General features: G+C 55.5%; 11 protein-coding genes. 4 read left to right on the top strand and 7 right to left on the bottom strand.

What is annotated here, in order from left to right; translation table 11 throughout:
• Nucleotides 1-377: 377 nt before the first annotated feature.
• The 4 genes from P3W85_RS34865 (at nt 378) to P3W85_RS34880 (ending at nt 4297) form a co-directional block, all read left to right on the top strand.
• The gene (locus P3W85_RS34865) at nt 378-1532 is read left to right on the top strand and encodes a hypothetical protein (protein ID WP_276268113.1); all 1155 of its coding nucleotides are present in this window, start codon (nt 378-380) and stop codon (nt 1530-1532) included.
• A gap of 1 nt (nt 1533) precedes the next feature.
• Nucleotides 1534-2334 (top strand): ABC transporter permease, encoded by an 801-nt coding sequence (locus P3W85_RS34870; protein ID WP_276268114.1) that lies wholly within the window; start codon nt 1534-1536, stop codon nt 2332-2334.
• Nucleotides 2331-2984, top strand: coding sequence for an ABC transporter ATP-binding protein (locus P3W85_RS34875; protein WP_276268115.1), 654 nt, complete (start codon nt 2331-2333; stop codon nt 2982-2984). The genes P3W85_RS34870 and P3W85_RS34875 overlap by 4 nt, the downstream gene beginning before the upstream one ends.
• A gap of 176 nt (nt 2985-3160) precedes the next feature.
• Nucleotides 3161-4297 (top strand): glycosyltransferase family 4 protein, encoded by a 1137-nt coding sequence (locus P3W85_RS34880; protein ID WP_276268116.1) that lies wholly within the window; start codon nt 3161-3163, stop codon nt 4295-4297.
• Nucleotides 4298-4311: 14 nt separating this feature from the next.
• Here P3W85_RS34880 and P3W85_RS34885 read toward each other — a convergent pair whose 3' ends face one another.
• The 7 genes from P3W85_RS34885 to P3W85_RS34915 all read right to left on the bottom strand — a co-directional run bounded on the left by P3W85_RS34885 (nt 4312) and on the right by P3W85_RS34915 (nt 14549).
• Nucleotides 4312-5433: a glycosyltransferase family 4 protein gene (locus P3W85_RS34885; protein WP_276268117.1), complete on the bottom strand. Its 1122-nt coding sequence runs from the start codon at nt 5431-5433 to the stop codon at nt 4312-4314.
• Nucleotides 5430-5705: an adenylyl-sulfate kinase gene (locus tag P3W85_RS34890; RefSeq protein ID WP_276268142.1), complete on the bottom strand. Its 276-nt coding sequence runs from the start codon at nt 5703-5705 to the stop codon at nt 5430-5432. The genes P3W85_RS34885 and P3W85_RS34890 overlap by 4 nt, the downstream gene beginning before the upstream one ends.
• Nucleotides 5706-5719: 14 nt before the next feature.
• Entirely contained in the window at nt 5720-6466 is a 747-nt protein-coding gene (locus P3W85_RS34895) for a sulfotransferase domain-containing protein (protein WP_276268118.1), read from the bottom strand.
• 87 nt (nt 6467-6553) lie between these two features.
• Nucleotides 6554-7453: an NAD-dependent epimerase/dehydratase family protein gene (locus P3W85_RS34900; protein ID WP_276268119.1), complete on the bottom strand. Its 900-nt coding sequence runs from the start codon at nt 7451-7453 to the stop codon at nt 6554-6556.
• Between the two features lie 3 nt (nt 7454-7456).
• A complete protein-coding gene (gene gmd, locus P3W85_RS34905) occupies nt 7457-8491 on the bottom strand; it encodes a GDP-mannose 4,6-dehydratase (RefSeq protein ID WP_276268143.1) in 1035 nt (344 codons plus the stop codon).
• Nucleotides 8492-8528: 37 nt separating this feature from the next.
• On the bottom strand, nt 8529-11843 hold the full coding sequence (locus tag P3W85_RS34910) for a glycosyltransferase (protein WP_276268120.1): 3315 nt from the start codon (nt 11841-11843) through the stop codon (nt 8529-8531).
• Between the two features lie 81 nt (nt 11844-11924).
• On the bottom strand, nt 11925-14549 hold the full coding sequence (locus tag P3W85_RS34915; protein WP_276268121.1) for an FkbM family methyltransferase: 2625 nt from the start codon (nt 14547-14549) through the stop codon (nt 11925-11927).
• Nucleotides 14550-14728: the final 179 nt, after the last annotated feature.

The raw sequence follows: 14728 nt of genomic DNA on the forward strand, positions 1-14728 counted from the left end.
GCGGGTTGGCAAGGTACTGGCCATGCGGCCGGATCTGTCAAATCTGGCGAGATTGCTGTGCCAATGTCCAAGGATATCTGGAGAAGGGTGGAAGGATACCGCAGCAGTTTGGGTTTTGTAAGGAACTGCTTACGGGCTGTTGCAAGCGGGATGCACCTCAGGCGCTTCCGATAGCCTCGTCACAGGGCAGCCGCTATAATCAGCAGCCTTAAACTGGTCTATGGCCGGCCAGGCGATTGCTGTTGCGGTGCTATGTTGGCAAACACAGGCGAAAAATGCCCTTATTTCTTCAGATTGCCCGGCACTGAAGGCAATTTCAGGCCCGGAGAGCGAGAATTCGCCGCGCATTGCCGGGTCGCATAGCTTTGGAAGATACGTTGGATACGGTATTCAAGAACGACGCGGCGCCGCAGGCGACCGGAAGCAAGAGCGGTGTGTGGCAGCGCCTGAAGCGCCTTAATCGGCTTTTTCTTGGCACTGTCGTGGTGCCAACCGTCCTCGCGACAGTCTATTTCGGCGTGATTGCGTCCGATATCTACGTCTCCGAATCGCGTTTTGTGGTGCGCAGCCCGCAGCGTCAGAGCCAGACCAGCACCCTTGGGGCCCTACTGCAAGGCACCGGCTTCTCGCGCGCGCAGGACGATACCTACTCGGTCATTGATTATATTGAATCGCGCGATGCATTGGGCGAACTGAATAGAGATAGCTACATCCTGGATGCCTATGGCAACCACGGCGACTTCTTGAGCCGCTTCCTGCGGAAGTTTGATGACAGTTTTGAGGCGTTGTGGAAATACTATATTAAGCATGTAGTAACGGTGGAGTACGATTCCACCTCGTCCATCACTACGCTGCAAGTGCGTTCGTTCACCTCCCAGGACGCGACCAAAATTAACGAATCGCTGCTGGAATTGAGCGAGCGGTTGATTAATCGCATGAACGAGCGTGCTGCCAAGGATATGGTCCAGTTTGCGCGCAGTGAAGTGGATGCCGCAGCAGCAAAGGCAAAAGATGCGGCTACCGCGCTGGCGGCGTACCGTAAGTCGAACACAGTGTTTGATCCGGATAGGCAATCCGCCCTGCAACTGCAACAAGTCACGGCTTTGCAAACGCAGCTCTTCAATGCGCAGACGCAGTTGATGCAGTTGCAGGCCATCGCGCCGCAAAATCCCCAGGTTTCAACGCTCAAGACAAATATCGCTGCGCTGGAAGGCCAGATTAAAGAGGCGTCGGGCGGCGTGACCGGCGGCAAGGGTTCGCTGTCGGAAAAGGCGGCTGCCTATACACGCCTGCAGCTTGACTCGCAGTTTGCGGACAGGCAACTGGCATCGACGATGACCGCGCTGGAGAACGCGCGAGCCGAAGCGCAGCGCAAGCAGCTATATCTGGAGCGGCTGGTACAGCCGAACGCGCCGGATGTGGCGATTGAGCCGAGACGCTTGAAGAGGATTCTCGAAGTCTTCGCGCTTGGAATGATCGTTTGGGGGGTGTTGAGCCTGCTGGTCGCTGGTGTTCGCGAGCATCACGACTAAGATGCGCGCAGTACATCACGAAACGCCGTTCCTTCGGTCGCTGCGGATTCAACTGCGCGTGGTTGGGGCGCTCTTGATGCGCGAAATAATCACTCGCTATGGACGCCACAACGTCGGCTTTCTGTGGATCTTCTTTGAGCCGATGATGTTCACGCTGGGCGTCACAGCCTTGTGGACGTTAACAAAGGCGACGCATGGCTCCAACCTTCCGATTACGGCATTCGCTGTGACCGGGTATTCGTCGGTCTTGCTTTGGCGTAATTGCGCTAATCGGTGTGCGTTAGCAATTCAGCCAAATCTCAGCCTCTTATATCATCGGAATGTGAGGGTCATTGACCTTTTCTTTGCGCGACTTTTGCTGGAGATTTCCGGCGCTACGATTTCCGCAGTCTTCCTTACGACACTCTTCGTGGTTTTGGGATTGATGGAGATACCACAGAATTTGTCGTTGGTTATAGGCGGTTGGATCTTTCTCGCGTTATTTGGCTGCGGGTTGGGTCTTATAATAGGGGCGCTCAGTGAGCGCAGTGAGACAGCGGACAGAATCTGGCACACCATCGCTTACTTGCTGTTTCCTTTATCCGGAGCAGTGTTCATGGTCGATTGGCTACCGACTAGCGCTCAGAAGCTGATCTTGCTGCTGCCTATGGTTCACGGTGTGGAAATGCTCCGGGCTGGCTATTTCGGGGCGCTAGTGAAACCTCACTATGATGTCGAGTATATGGTAGTGGCAGATCTTGTTTTCTTGTTTGTTGGTCTATTCCTCGTTCGTGAGGCCGGCAAGCGGGTTGAGCCAGAATGATTCGACTACAGAACGTCTGCAAGGACTATCACACCCGCCAGGGCCGCCGCCGCGTGCTGGATGGCATCAATCTCCAGGTCGGTGCCGGTGAAAAAATCGGCATCCTCGGGCGCAATGGCGCGGGCAAGTCCACCATGATCCGGATGATCAGTGGGGCTGAGTTGCCGACTTCGGGCAAGATTGTCCGAGCGATGAGCGTGTCGTGGCCGCTCGCTTTTGGCGGGGCGTTCCAGGGTAGCCTGACAGGCATGGACAATCTACGCTTCATCTGCCGTGTGTATGGGGCGGACGCGAAAGCTGCAGAACCCTTCGTCCAGGAATTCTCCGAACTCGGCTATTACTTGCGCGAACCGGTCAAGAGCTATTCCGCAGGCATGCGCGCGCGCCTGGCTTTCGCTATCTCGATGGCAATCGAGTTCGATTGCTTCCTGATTGATGAGATTGTGGCCGTAGGCGACAGCCGCTTCCACGCCAAATGTCACCAGGAACTGTTCGAGCATCGCCGCGACCGGTCACTGATTATTGTCAGCCACGACGCCGGATATATTCGCGAGCACTGCGACCGCGCAGCGGTCCTGGTTGAGGGCAAGCTGCACACGTTCGAGCAGATCGACGATGCCTACACGTTCTACCAGGAAAGCGTTAGCTAATGGAGCGACGACAGCGCTGGTGCTGATCGCCGCAACCGCATATGTATAGGAAGCTTAGAGCCGCGACGCTACAGTTTGCTGCGATCTGGGGGGCTGCGTGTTGGGCTGGGCTGGCGCGACGCGCAGTCGCGTCCATTCGGCCCGCGCGCGTCAGGCCAGGGGGGGCGCCTCGACAGTTGCTGGTCGACGTATCGATTATTGCCGCCCACGATGCAGGTACAGGCATACAGCGCGTGGTCCGATCCCTGCTGTTGGAACTGTTACGGGCACCACCGGAAGGCTTTGTGGTTCGCCCCGTGCGGGCCACCCGAAAGACGTCCTATCGTTATGCCAACGCTTACCTGTCCTCCCTTGACGCTAGCGTATCTGTTGGGGACGATACGCCTGTACGAGTCGGGCCGCATGACATCTTCCTCGGCTTGGACCTCAGTAGCCGCATTGCACCCAGCCGCCAGCGCGAGTTTCTCCAGTGGCGCGCCCAAGGCGTACGCTTTGCATTCGTGATCTATGATTTGCTGCCGGCGCTTCACCCAGAGTGGTTTACGCCCCGAGCGCGCAGGTCATTCCGTTACTGGCTGGGGACGGTGGCAACGTATGCCGATGCCCTGTGCTGCATATCCCGCTCGGTGGCGGACGAGGTCAGCACCTGGCTGTGGCAGCGCTGCGGAATTGCCGGCAGCGAGCTTGCTCCAGGCTGGTTTCACCTCGGCGCGGAGCTGCCCGTTATGCCGAACCCTACCGCAGACCTTGTGCCGCAGATCCGCGGGAGATCTTCACACTTCCTGCGTCAAAGCGTGCTGATGGTCGGCACGGTAGAACCCCGCAAAGGGCACGCACAAGTACTCGACGCGTTTGAGCATTTGTGGGCACAAGGTCGTGATGTCACACTGGTCATCGCGGGGCGGGAAGGATGGAATGTCGCATCTCTTGCGGAACGTCTGCATGGCCATCCCGAGGCCGGTGGGCGCATGATCTGGCTCACGGCCGTCAGCGATGCGGAGCTGGCAGGGCTCTACGGCAATCTAGGCGGGTTGGTCATGGCTTCCGAAGCAGAAGGCTTTGGATTGCCGCTGGTGGAGGCCGCTCACTACGGCATGCCTATACTGGCGCGCGATCTGCCGGTGTTCCGGGAAGTGGCCGGACAGGACGCCACGTATTTTAGCGGTCGCACCAGCGTTGAGCTTGCCACGGAATTTGCTGCGTGGCTGGATCTGCTGAAGGCGGGGAGTGCTCCAGGCAGTGGCGCCTTGCGGCGATTGAGCTGGGCAGCAAGCGCTGACCAGCTCAAGATACTACTGGCCGCCATATCGTAATGCCAGGCGGAAAGTCAGGTGAAGCGCTTGCATAGCGCCAGTGTCTTGGCGGCACATTGCTGCCAGCTATGTGCCGCAGCAACTTGCAGTCCTCGCCTAATCGCATTGGCGCGCCAACTCTCGTCAGTGAGGACTAACTCGATGCCGTCGCGCAACGCTTCGTGATGATCCGGTTCCACCAACCATGCCGCACCGCCCGCCACTTCCGGTAGTGATGAGCAATCCGACGTCAGTGTAGGTACGCCACTGGTGAGAGCCTCAAGCACCGGCAGGCCGAAGCCCTCGTACACCGAAGGGTAGAGGAAGGCGCGCGCACCAGCGTAGAGCAGTGGGAGAAGGGACTCCGGCACGAAGCCCAGGTAGTGGAGCCATCCCTCGCTTTGGCCAAGTGCAATCTGCGCCTGCAGGTTGTCGCTCAGCCAGCCCTTGCTGCCCGCCAGTACAAGTGGGTAACGACTACGCAATGCAGAGGGCAAGGCCATGTAGGCTTCGAGCAGGCGATCCACGCGCTTGCGTGGTTCCAACGTGGAGACGCACAGCGCGTACCCTCCTGGCGTGAGGCCGTGCTGGGCCAGTGCTGCCACAATCTCTCCAGGTGCGCGCGGTCCGAACTCGGCTGGCGCCCCGAGACCGATCGAGGTAACTTTTTCACGCGGCCAGCCGAAGTATTCCACCACTTCCGCACGAATTGCTTCGGAATCAGTGATCAAATGAGCGGCCCGCCTCAGTGTGGAAGCAAAGCCTTGTTCAAAATGCCGCAAGCGTTCGGCCGGATGGGTCTCAGGGTATTTGAAGACTGACAGGTCATGCACCGTGACAATGCCGCCGTCCACCGCTTCCGGGAGGAAATAGTTCGGCGAATGAAATACATGACCTTCCATTTGGCGCCGCATATTCCAGCGGCGCCAAATGGCCGGCATGCGCGGAAGCTGGCCGATACGCCGGCGCGGCTTTGCCGCGGAAATGGCGGGATGCAGCAGCGAGGCGGGGTTTTCCACCCAATGGCCAGCAAAGAAGAAACGCGGCCTGTCCAGGCCACTTTCCGGCATGGTGTAGTACCTTGCCAATTCCCATGTATAGCGACCGATGCCGGTCAATGGCGGCACAATCGCATCCACCGCAAGAATCAACTTCATCGGATGGCTTCCATGTAGCTCAGTTCTCTTTCGTGCAGCGCATTGTTGAGAGAAATGTCAATCCTGGCCTCTAAATGATTCAGCATAGCTGCGATGTAGTATTCGATAGATTTATGCGATGTATCGAGCTTCAAATCAGGTTTCAGCGGCACTTTATAGGGACTGTCCAATCCCGTGAATTTTTGAATCAGACCTTGTCGTGCCTTGGCATACAATCCTTTCGGATAGCGCAGCTCGAATTCGGCTAGAGACGTGTCTACATGCGCCTCAATAGCTTATTCATGACTTAATCTAGCTGCGCCCAGAACTCTTCCACATTGCACACCTGCAATTTTTCATCGGAGGCGCATGTGTAACCTGGCTTCTCAAATGAGCCCTGGTTCACCTGGTAAATTTCCTCAGCAAAGTCCGGCAAGATCAAGTTGCGCCATAGGCCCGGCTGCCCTTTCCAGAAGTGCTGATTTGACGACGTGAGCCTCAGGTTCTCAATGCTCAGGGAGTCAACAATTTCCGCGAGCCCGCTAGCGGGTTCCCCAATAACCTCGGCAATCGTGCAGAGTACTCCCGTTGTATCAGAGACCAGATCCTCATAACGAACCTTCACTACTCCATCGACATCCCACCATTGCGGAGTAACGGATAGCAATGCCTGAGCCCTTGGGCTAATGCAGTAATCCTGGAATTCCGAGCTGGCTGGCGATTTGTGATGTATGGATTGTTCGGAACCACCTTGCCCAAGCAGCCACTGGGCCGTCTCTGGCTCATTTGGCGAGAAGTGAAGAATCGACAGCAGGGTATCAAGTGGGTGACGGGAAATTGTAATCACCCGGAAATCCGCGGCGTTCAGCAGTGAGCGGAACTCGGGCGTGTTGTTCCAGTGGAGTTGAACAATGCATCTCTGCGGCAAACTGGACCAGTCCAGTGCGGAAGGGCTATGAACGGCATACTGCTCGAGATCGAAGGTGCGAGCAAGCAGATACCTCAGCCAAGTGTTACCTGATCTCGGGGTGCTTACAAGTGCCAGTCTTAACATGATTGATTTGATCGTCTTCTGATAGTAGTGCCGCCAATGAGGGATCTTGCTCTGGCACTATGACTATATAGCGCCAGAGCCACCCATCTATCGGCCAGTCTCCAGCATCCACTGCAGCGTGTCGCGCAGTGCAATATCCGGCATTGCGCCAATTGCCTGCCTGAGCTTTGTATTGCTGCCAATCAGCTTGTGCACTTCGTTGGCACGTACAAATGCCATATTCACTTTAATCTCGGGCCGATGTCCGGTCAGATCGTGCAAGATCGTCAGCACATCCCCGAGCGAGTAGCCAACGCCTGAACAGGTGTTGAACGTCTGACCGGCAAATTTGCCGTTGAGCAGCTGCGCATAAGCGGCGACGACGCTGCGTACGTCGGAGAAATCCCGAATAACGTTTAGATTCCCCAACTCCAATACGGGCCTGCGCTCGCGGAAATGCGCAACTATCTTCGGCAGCACGAAGTTGGGCGTCTGCCCGACACCCGTATAGTTGAAGGGCCGCACGATGGTAATCGGCAGCTTGTCCTCCCACAGCTTGGCCATATACTCCATGGCCAGCTTGCTGACAGCGTAGTCGTTCGCCGGTGCCGCCGGGGCGGCTTCGTCAAGTACCTCGCGGTCGCTATTGCCGTAGATGTTTGCGCTGCTGGCAAGCAGTACTGACCGTGGTTGGCAGCCGGAGGAATGAATAGCCTCCAGCAGGTTGCGGGTGCCAACCACGTTGGTGTCGTAGATGGCCCTGACGTCACCATGTGCGACGAATGCAATAGCGGCAAGGTGCACCACTGCATCGGGCCGTTCATGCGCGAGCACTTCGGTAAGCGCGGACCGATCGAGCAGGTCGCACACGTGCACTGGCACCGACGTCGGCGCATCTGTCGCCGTTGTGTGTGCCAGGCCGCAAACTTCATGACCTGCGCCAATCAGCTCCTGGAGCAGATGTTGACCGGTGAAGCCGTGAATACCCGTAATCAGGACCTTTGCCATGGCTTAGAACGAGAAGCCTGCTTTGTTGCGACGGATATCGGCTTCCACCATCATCTGGCAGAGTTCCTCGAGGGTGGTCTTGGGTTCCCATCCCAGCTCCTTGCGGGCCTTGGCAGGATCGCCGATCAACAATTCCACTTCCGCGGGACGGTAGAACTTCGGATTGATTTTTACGATCGCCTTGCCGCTATTGCGTTCGTAGCCGACTTCATCTTCGTTGCGGCCTTCCCACGCAATGTCGGTGCCAACGGCCTTGGCCGCCATCGTGACGAAGTCACGAACCGTTTCCGTGCGATTCGTGGCAAGCACGTAAGTGTCCGGCTTGTCGGCCTGCAGCATGCGCCACATGCCTTCCACGTATTCCTTGGCAAAACCCCAATCGCGCTTCGCATCGAGATTGCCGAGCTCCAGCACATCCAGTTGGCCGAGATGGATCTTGGCCATGCTGTCGGTAATCTTGCGGGTAACGAACTCGCGGCCCCGCAGCGGCGACTCGTGATTGAACAGAATGCCGCTGCTGCCAAAGATGTTGTAGCTCTCACGGTAGTTCACCGTCATCCAGTGCGCATAGAGCTTTGCGACGCCGTAGGGGCTGCGCGGGTAGAACGGCGTGCTTTCCACTTGGGGAATAGCCTGGACCTTGCCGAACATCTCCGAGGTGCTAGCCTGATAGAAGCGAATTTCCGGATTGACGATGCGGATGGCCTCAAGCAGGTTGAGCGGGCCGATCCCGGTGATTTCCGCGGTCGTCACCGGCTGATCGAACGAAACGCCGACAAAGCTCTGCGCGGCCAGGTTGTAGACCTCGGTAGCCTTGGTGTTCTGCAGCAGGCGGATGCTGGAGCTCAGATCGGTCAGATCGTATTCCACCAAGTGCAGGTTCGGGTGGCTTGCAACACCGAGTTCCTCCAGGCGCCAGAAGTTGACCGAGCTGGTGCGGCGATAGGTGCCGTACACCGTGTAGCCTTTTTCCAGCAGCAGTTGGGTCAGGTATGCGCCGTCTTGGCCGGTGATGCCGGTGATGATTGCTGTGTTCATCTTGTCCTTTCTGAATAATTGCCTTCCGGGCACTGGGTTAATGCAGTACAGGCGTTTCGCTACGGGAAACCTTGGCCCGCTTGTTTCTAAGAGAGACATACAGTGTCACTGCCCGTATTGCCGAATTCCTTGAGCTGAATACACGGATCTGCTCGTGTGCACCTCTCGACAACGAAGCGTGAAGTGTGGGATCTTTCAACAAGCGAGACACGCATTCCGCGAGCATTGCTGAATTGCCCATCTCAAACAGCAGGCCACATTTGTTTTCGGTTACCACCTCGGGAATAGCACCCACGCGAGAGGCTATGACGGGAGTGCCATGCACGAACGCCTCAAGCGGGACAAGTCCAAAAGACTCGTACCGCGATGGGAAGACGACACAATGTGCTGCATTTAGGAGCTTTTCACGTGTCTGATCGTCAACTGATCCAAGCAAATGTACTCGCGCCTGAATCTCATTCGTGAGGATGGATTTTGCCCGCTCCGTCCAATTCTCAATGTCCTTTCCTGCAAGTACCAGATGGCAGCTTGGCTCCGTCGCCAGGAATTCGTTTGCAGCGGCGAGCAGCGTGTCGACACCCTTGCGGCCTTCAAGTCGGCCGACAAAAAGCACGATCTTTGCGGTTTTCGGTATGTCAAACGCTTTTCCGTTGACTTCCTTGAGCTCGGTGTAGCCCTGGCTTGAATCAAAAAAAGGCCAGTAGGCAATGCCGCAGTGTGAACGATGCCAGCGGTGGTCTCGTTGAATGTGATACTCGCTCTCGATTGTTGAGGCAATTGATTCGCTAATCGGGATCACGGCATCGGCATGCTTGATCAGTGTGGCTTCGGCAGCGAGGAAAAGCTCCGCTTCACGCTGAGGAACTTGCCATCCGTTGAGACGAGCTGCAACAGGGAACGGAGTGACTAAGCGAACTACCACTGGAGGGCGCTCCCCAGTGGGAAGAAGGGCAATTGGCAACGCTTCGCTGTCCCAAAGGGCTGACTCAATTACATCGATAGATCGCTCTTTGTGGACCTCTGCCACGGCGCTGAGAGCGCTGACACCCCAACTCACATTATTCACGAATCCGGTTGAGCCGAGAGCGTCGGAGCATTTCGCTCGTGGTACTGTGTATCTCACTGCAAAGCGGCCTCGACGATAGACGTTGTCTTCTGCGCCCGGTGTTATCACGGTCACATAGTGGCCCATGAGGAGCAGCTCGCTCGCCAAGTGATAATAGAGAGTACCAATACCTCCACTTCCGGAAAAGGGGGGGAATTCCTTGCTTACGATGCAAATGTGGAGGCGCGGGACGTCCTCATTCGCAAGGGGATAAGGGGCTGCAAACGTGAACGGTTTGAACGCCTGGGGCGCGGCTTTCAGCATCCTAGTCCGGGGGTAGCCGGCAACGTCTTTCAGGCCTTGTTCGACGCCGGAGCGGATTGCAACTAGGTATTTCTCATAGTCGGCGTCAGTAATCTCTCCAGCCTTGTGCCCTGCTGTGAGCGGCGCTATGCGCTCGATCTGCATTCGCTGATTGACGTACTCAACGAGTGCCTTGCCAGTGAGTCCAGAATAGGCGGCAATGAAATAGGCCATATTCTTGCAAATCGTGAACCAATTGAAATTGTATTTCCCGCCTCGATTATGGCTCTGTGCAAACTCGTGCCGCAGGTAAAGATCGGGGCAATAGCCGACGATGTAATTGCCGTGCTGCATGCGATAGCAGAGTTCAGATTCATCAAGAAAATAGTCGAATTGCTCATCGAAGCCGAGAACGTCACGTACAGCGCTTGCACTAAAACAGGTATTTGTCCCCAGCAATGACCGTTCCCAGCCATCCTTGCCGATCTGGTTCGAATCAATATTTACTTTTGCTTCCGCGAACTTATTGATGCCGATGTCCTGAGCTTGATAGTCCAAGGTGCCGGCATAGTAAACCGGGCCGCCGATAGCTCCGAGCGTTAGCGGCCGGCGATTGAACTCGCGAAGCAGCGTATCAACCCAGTCATCAAAAGGCAGTGCATCATCATCGATAAATGCGACAATGTCGCCATCTGCCAATTCGATGCCAATATTGCGTGAGACCGACAGATTCCGAGTAGGGTTTGATCCGACTTTGATCCGGTCGCCGTATTTTCTCATCACTTCCGCAGTGTTGTCATCAGATGGCCCATTGACAACCACTACCTCAAAGTTCTGATTCGTTTGATATCTCAAGTAGTCCAGGCAACGATCAAGAAGATCGGCTCGATTGTAGGTACAGATTACGATCGAAACTGTGCCGTAACGCGAGGACTCGGGCAGGACGTTTCGAAGCGCGTTAATTACATTGAGAGCAACGGCGTCAGCAGTGTAGCGGCTGGCGTTGTGACGTTGCTGCTTTAGCAAGGACTCGCGTGCCGCTGGATCGCCGGAAACGAGCTCTATTGCTTCTCCAAGCTGGGAGGCCGAAGTTACCAGATGATCTTTCACACCAAGTGTTTCACCGATGGCAGTGTTGTGCAGGGCTAACACCGGCAAGCCCTGAAGGCTTGCCTCAATCAGTGGGACTCCGAATCCTTCATGCTGGCTCATGGAGACGTAGATCGAAGCCCGCCGAAAATAGTCGTTGACTTCCGCGTCGGGCACTTTCCCCGTGATCACCACGTCCTCGCTAATTCCAAGCTTGGAAATCTGGTTCAGGAGTTTTTGATAGTACGGATCATTCGGATTGAAACCTCCCACGAGATACAGTTTTTTTGCGGCAGGAGATCCCGCGGCCTTCATTTGAGCAAACAGTGTTGCCAGTTCAATATGGCCCTTGTTTGCGGCTACTCTTCCCAGAAAAAGCCATGCACCCGGCTCGATTGAATGGTTTGAGCTTGCAGTGACAGGCTGTCGATCGATGATAATGGGAACCAGACTGCATTTGGCTGGGTCCACGCCGAGATCGATGATCTCCTGAAGGTTATAATTGCTATCGCCCCAAAAAAAATCAAAGGATGACACCACGTCCCGTAGTTGTTCTCTGCCTTTTAGGCAGAACGAGTAGAGATCTGTGCCGTGTTCAAAAAAAGTATGTGGTGTGATATTGTGATAGGCGCAAATTTTCGTGCACCGGACCTCATGGTACTGAGCCATTACGTATTCCGAATATCCTGCAAAATGGATAATCAGTACGTCATCGTCACGAACCTCAAGTTGGTCCAAGTTCTTACGCAGGTGGCCGACATTGGAATGGTGCCATTGGCTGTAAATTTCCGAGCGTAACCCCATGCCCTTGAACATTGTGTCAAGCGCGACGATCTGGTTTGATACAGCATCGCCGAAATCAAGAGCCTCGGTAATCTGGATGATTCTGCCAGTAAATCCTGTATCAAACATCATGTGCGTTCTATGCATATTCAAGATCTTAGTTTTATTCGTAAGAGGGGTTATCGATGCGAACGCATTGATAATTCTCCTTTGCTATAGGGCGAGCGCGTGTGCTTCAGTGGAGTTCTTTACGATACTCGCAAGTTCCTCAACAACGCTGGCGCTGTCAGAGCCGGAAAAGACGATTGGCGCATCTAACACGGATTCGGTCACTGGGAGTGCTACCACTTCCACAGAAGATTCAGTGGATTCAGTAGGTTCCGAGGTTCTCTCGCCTTTCGCAATGCGCAGTGTGGTGTTCGCTATCTGCTTACCGAGTGACTGGAGGGACATCTCGAGGGCGTCCAGCTTTCTATTAACTTCTGCTGAAGTCTGAGCGTGACTATCGAACAACCGTGCCAGGCGATTCTCCATCCTTCGGAGGCGGCGGGAGGATGGGCGATTGTCATCGACGCTCGGCAAAAATGAAGCTAACAGGCCTATGAGCGGGAGCGACGACAAGCGCTGTTGCCAGAGCACCGCAGAGAGTTTCTGTACTCGAACGGCATTGATGCGTCCTTCCTCGGAGAACCTGATGTCGCGTATGACATGAGTTTTCGGATCACCGCGTCTGACGCGCTCCAAAAAGTGTGCGAAACCGCTCGGGTCTGGGTCGCGGCGGAGGAGAACTCGATATGCATTAATCACGAATGCGCTGTCATCCGGACCAAGTAGTTCATGAAGACGGTAGACGTTACCTGGAGTTCTGGTTTGGTTTGAAGCGGGAGAGGGGTTTACATTTTCAAGCATGGTCTTCTGATTCAAATCTGACAGGTCGGACACATCGGATACCGTGAAAGCGCTATCGGAATTGTCGGGCGTCGCGTGCAGCGTTGAGGCTGGCGCAGGTGTTGCAATGGGCGTGGCCACCTGCGTGTGGGATTCAAATGAAAGAGCTGATTTTAGAAACGACGTGAGACGCCAAACGCGCGACGCATGGATGCTCCGAATCTCGTCATTCATTCTCGCAACAGCTGCGGCGAGATCTTGAGCGCGCACCTTTTCGTCGAGCAGTTGTGACCGCAACTCCGCCTCACACGCCGCATACGACTCCACTAGCTGATTCTGTGTAGCAACTTTTGCTGATAGCTCAGTTGAATGGGTTGTACTCTTTTCGTAATCCTCACGAAGCTGGTCAAGCTCGCGCTCAAGAGTGCTCGCCTTTTCGCGTGCCTCTTGCTCGAGTTGTCGGCACTCCAGTTGAATTGTATGCAATTGCCGCGTCAGCAACAGTTCGCGCTGTGCATGCTCTTGACGTAGCGCATCAGCCTGTTCGCTATGCAGACGCGCATTGTCGGCAGTTTCCTTGTTGGCACGCTGCTGGAAGGTCAATAACTGAGCGCCGATTTCCTGCTCGCGCCGTGTCCGTTCTTGCTCTGATTTGAGAAGATCTTGCCGGACAGATTGCAATTGCTCTACGAAATACTGCTCACGCTCGATATGCTCTTGCCGCAGGGTGTGCATTCGTTGACTATAGATTTGCGCTTGGTCGACGCTCTCTTGGTTGGCGCGCTGTTGGATGGATAATAGCTGGGTGCTGACTTCCTGTTCGCGCCGTGTCCGTTCCTGCTCCACTCTGAGCAGGTCTTGCTGGACGGATTGCAACTGCTCTACTAAGAGTCGCTCGCGCTCGGCGCCATTCTGGTCGGCACGTTGTTGTGTGGACAACAATTGGGCGCCGACTTCTTGTTCGCGACGTACCATGGCACGGAGAAGGTCTTCCAGCTCACGAGTCGTCTTAGCTGCTTGGTCTACTAGCATCCGTTCCCTCAATGCCCAGTCTCGCTCTAGTCGGTGGAGTCTTTGTTGAGCAGTGGACCATTGCTGGGAGACGGCTTGTTCGCGTTCGCCTATTTCCTTGTCTTGCGAAGCCAACTTAAGGGTGAGGCGCTCAATCTCAAGATTTATTGCGCTCTCACGCTGCGCGAATTGGGCCTGTGCCTCCCTTGTTCGGGAGTCAAAGCGCTCCTCAATCAGTTTGTGAAATGTGGCGCTGGCGGTGCCGTTGAGGCGAAAACTATCAAAAACGTTCGGGGGTGCAGCAAAGGCATTTTTAAGCTCAGGATATGCGTCGGAGACATAGTAGCGGTTCAGGCCGTCGAAATAGACCGGCGTATATCCATAGCCTAGAATCAGCGCCTCCCAGTTCCCGTGCGTCTCGATTTGCGTCAACGGTAATGTGCTTTCCACCACAACAATCCACGGCCGGACAGGGCAAGTGCCCCAACTGCTTAGAACCTGCCGCTCTAGTCCCTCCACGTCGATCTTTAGCCAATGTACGTCTTGGTCCGCACGCGTGTTCAAGATCGCGCTTAGCGGAATGCACGATACGGCAATCTCCCTGATGTCAAATCCGCGCTGGCGATGTTGTTCGGCAATGGCCGGATCGGCGGTGGAGATCCCGGTTCCGGGAATTTCGAAGAACGGGAGAACCGCAGGCCCCGCACCTACCGCCGCCTGAATCACGATGTCCTCGGGCCGGGCTTGGCGGAGCGCTTCCGCGTAAAACGGTGTTGGCTCGACGTGGATGCCACGCCAGCCGTGCTCGTAGAAGGCCAGACTGACCGAGTCCACCAGTGGGTCTTGGGCTCCGACGTCGATATAAAAGCCTTTTCCGACGTGAGATAGTGCACGCCAGAGCATGACGTCTTCGAAATTTTGGGCGTAGGATGTGATCATGCCGTATTTTAAGAGCTACATCGTCGGCTTAATTGTTGGATTAGTACCCATTATTTTGGTGATTTCATGTGTTGAGGTATGGTGCGTCAAGTGCGCTGCACTATGGGTGACGTGTTCGCTTGTGCCCGTAGTCGTCAGCGCCCTTACCATGCTTCCAGAAGACGATCCGGTCTATCGTC

The organism is Cupriavidus basilensis, from assembly GCF_029335485.1.
Classification (GTDB): domain Bacteria; phylum Pseudomonadota; class Gammaproteobacteria; order Burkholderiales; family Burkholderiaceae; genus Cupriavidus; species Cupriavidus basilensis_E.

Coding starts and splice junctions, on each gene's coding strand:
- P3W85_RS34870 (WP_276268114.1), top strand. CDS start 1,534: ATGCGCGCAGTACATCACGAAACGCCGTTCCTTCGGTCGCTGCGGATT.
- P3W85_RS34895 (WP_276268118.1), bottom strand. CDS start 6,466: ATGTTAAGACTGGCACTTGTAAGCACCCCGAGATCAGGTAACACTTGG.
- P3W85_RS34915 (WP_276268121.1), bottom strand. CDS start 14,549: ATGATCACATCCTACGCCCAAAATTTCGAAGACGTCATGCTCTGGCGT.
- gmd (WP_276268143.1), bottom strand. CDS start 8,491: ATGAACACAGCAATCATCACCGGCATCACCGGCCAAGACGGCGCATAC.
- P3W85_RS34910 (WP_276268120.1), bottom strand. CDS start 11,843: ATGATGTTTGATACAGGATTTACTGGCAGAATCATCCAGATTACCGAG.
- P3W85_RS34875 (WP_276268115.1), top strand. CDS start 2,331: ATGATTCGACTACAGAACGTCTGCAAGGACTATCACACCCGCCAGGGC.
- P3W85_RS34885 (WP_276268117.1), bottom strand. CDS start 5,433: ATGAAGTTGATTCTTGCGGTGGATGCGATTGTGCCGCCATTGACCGGC.
- P3W85_RS34900 (WP_276268119.1), bottom strand. CDS start 7,453: ATGGCAAAGGTCCTGATTACGGGTATTCACGGCTTCACCGGTCAACAT.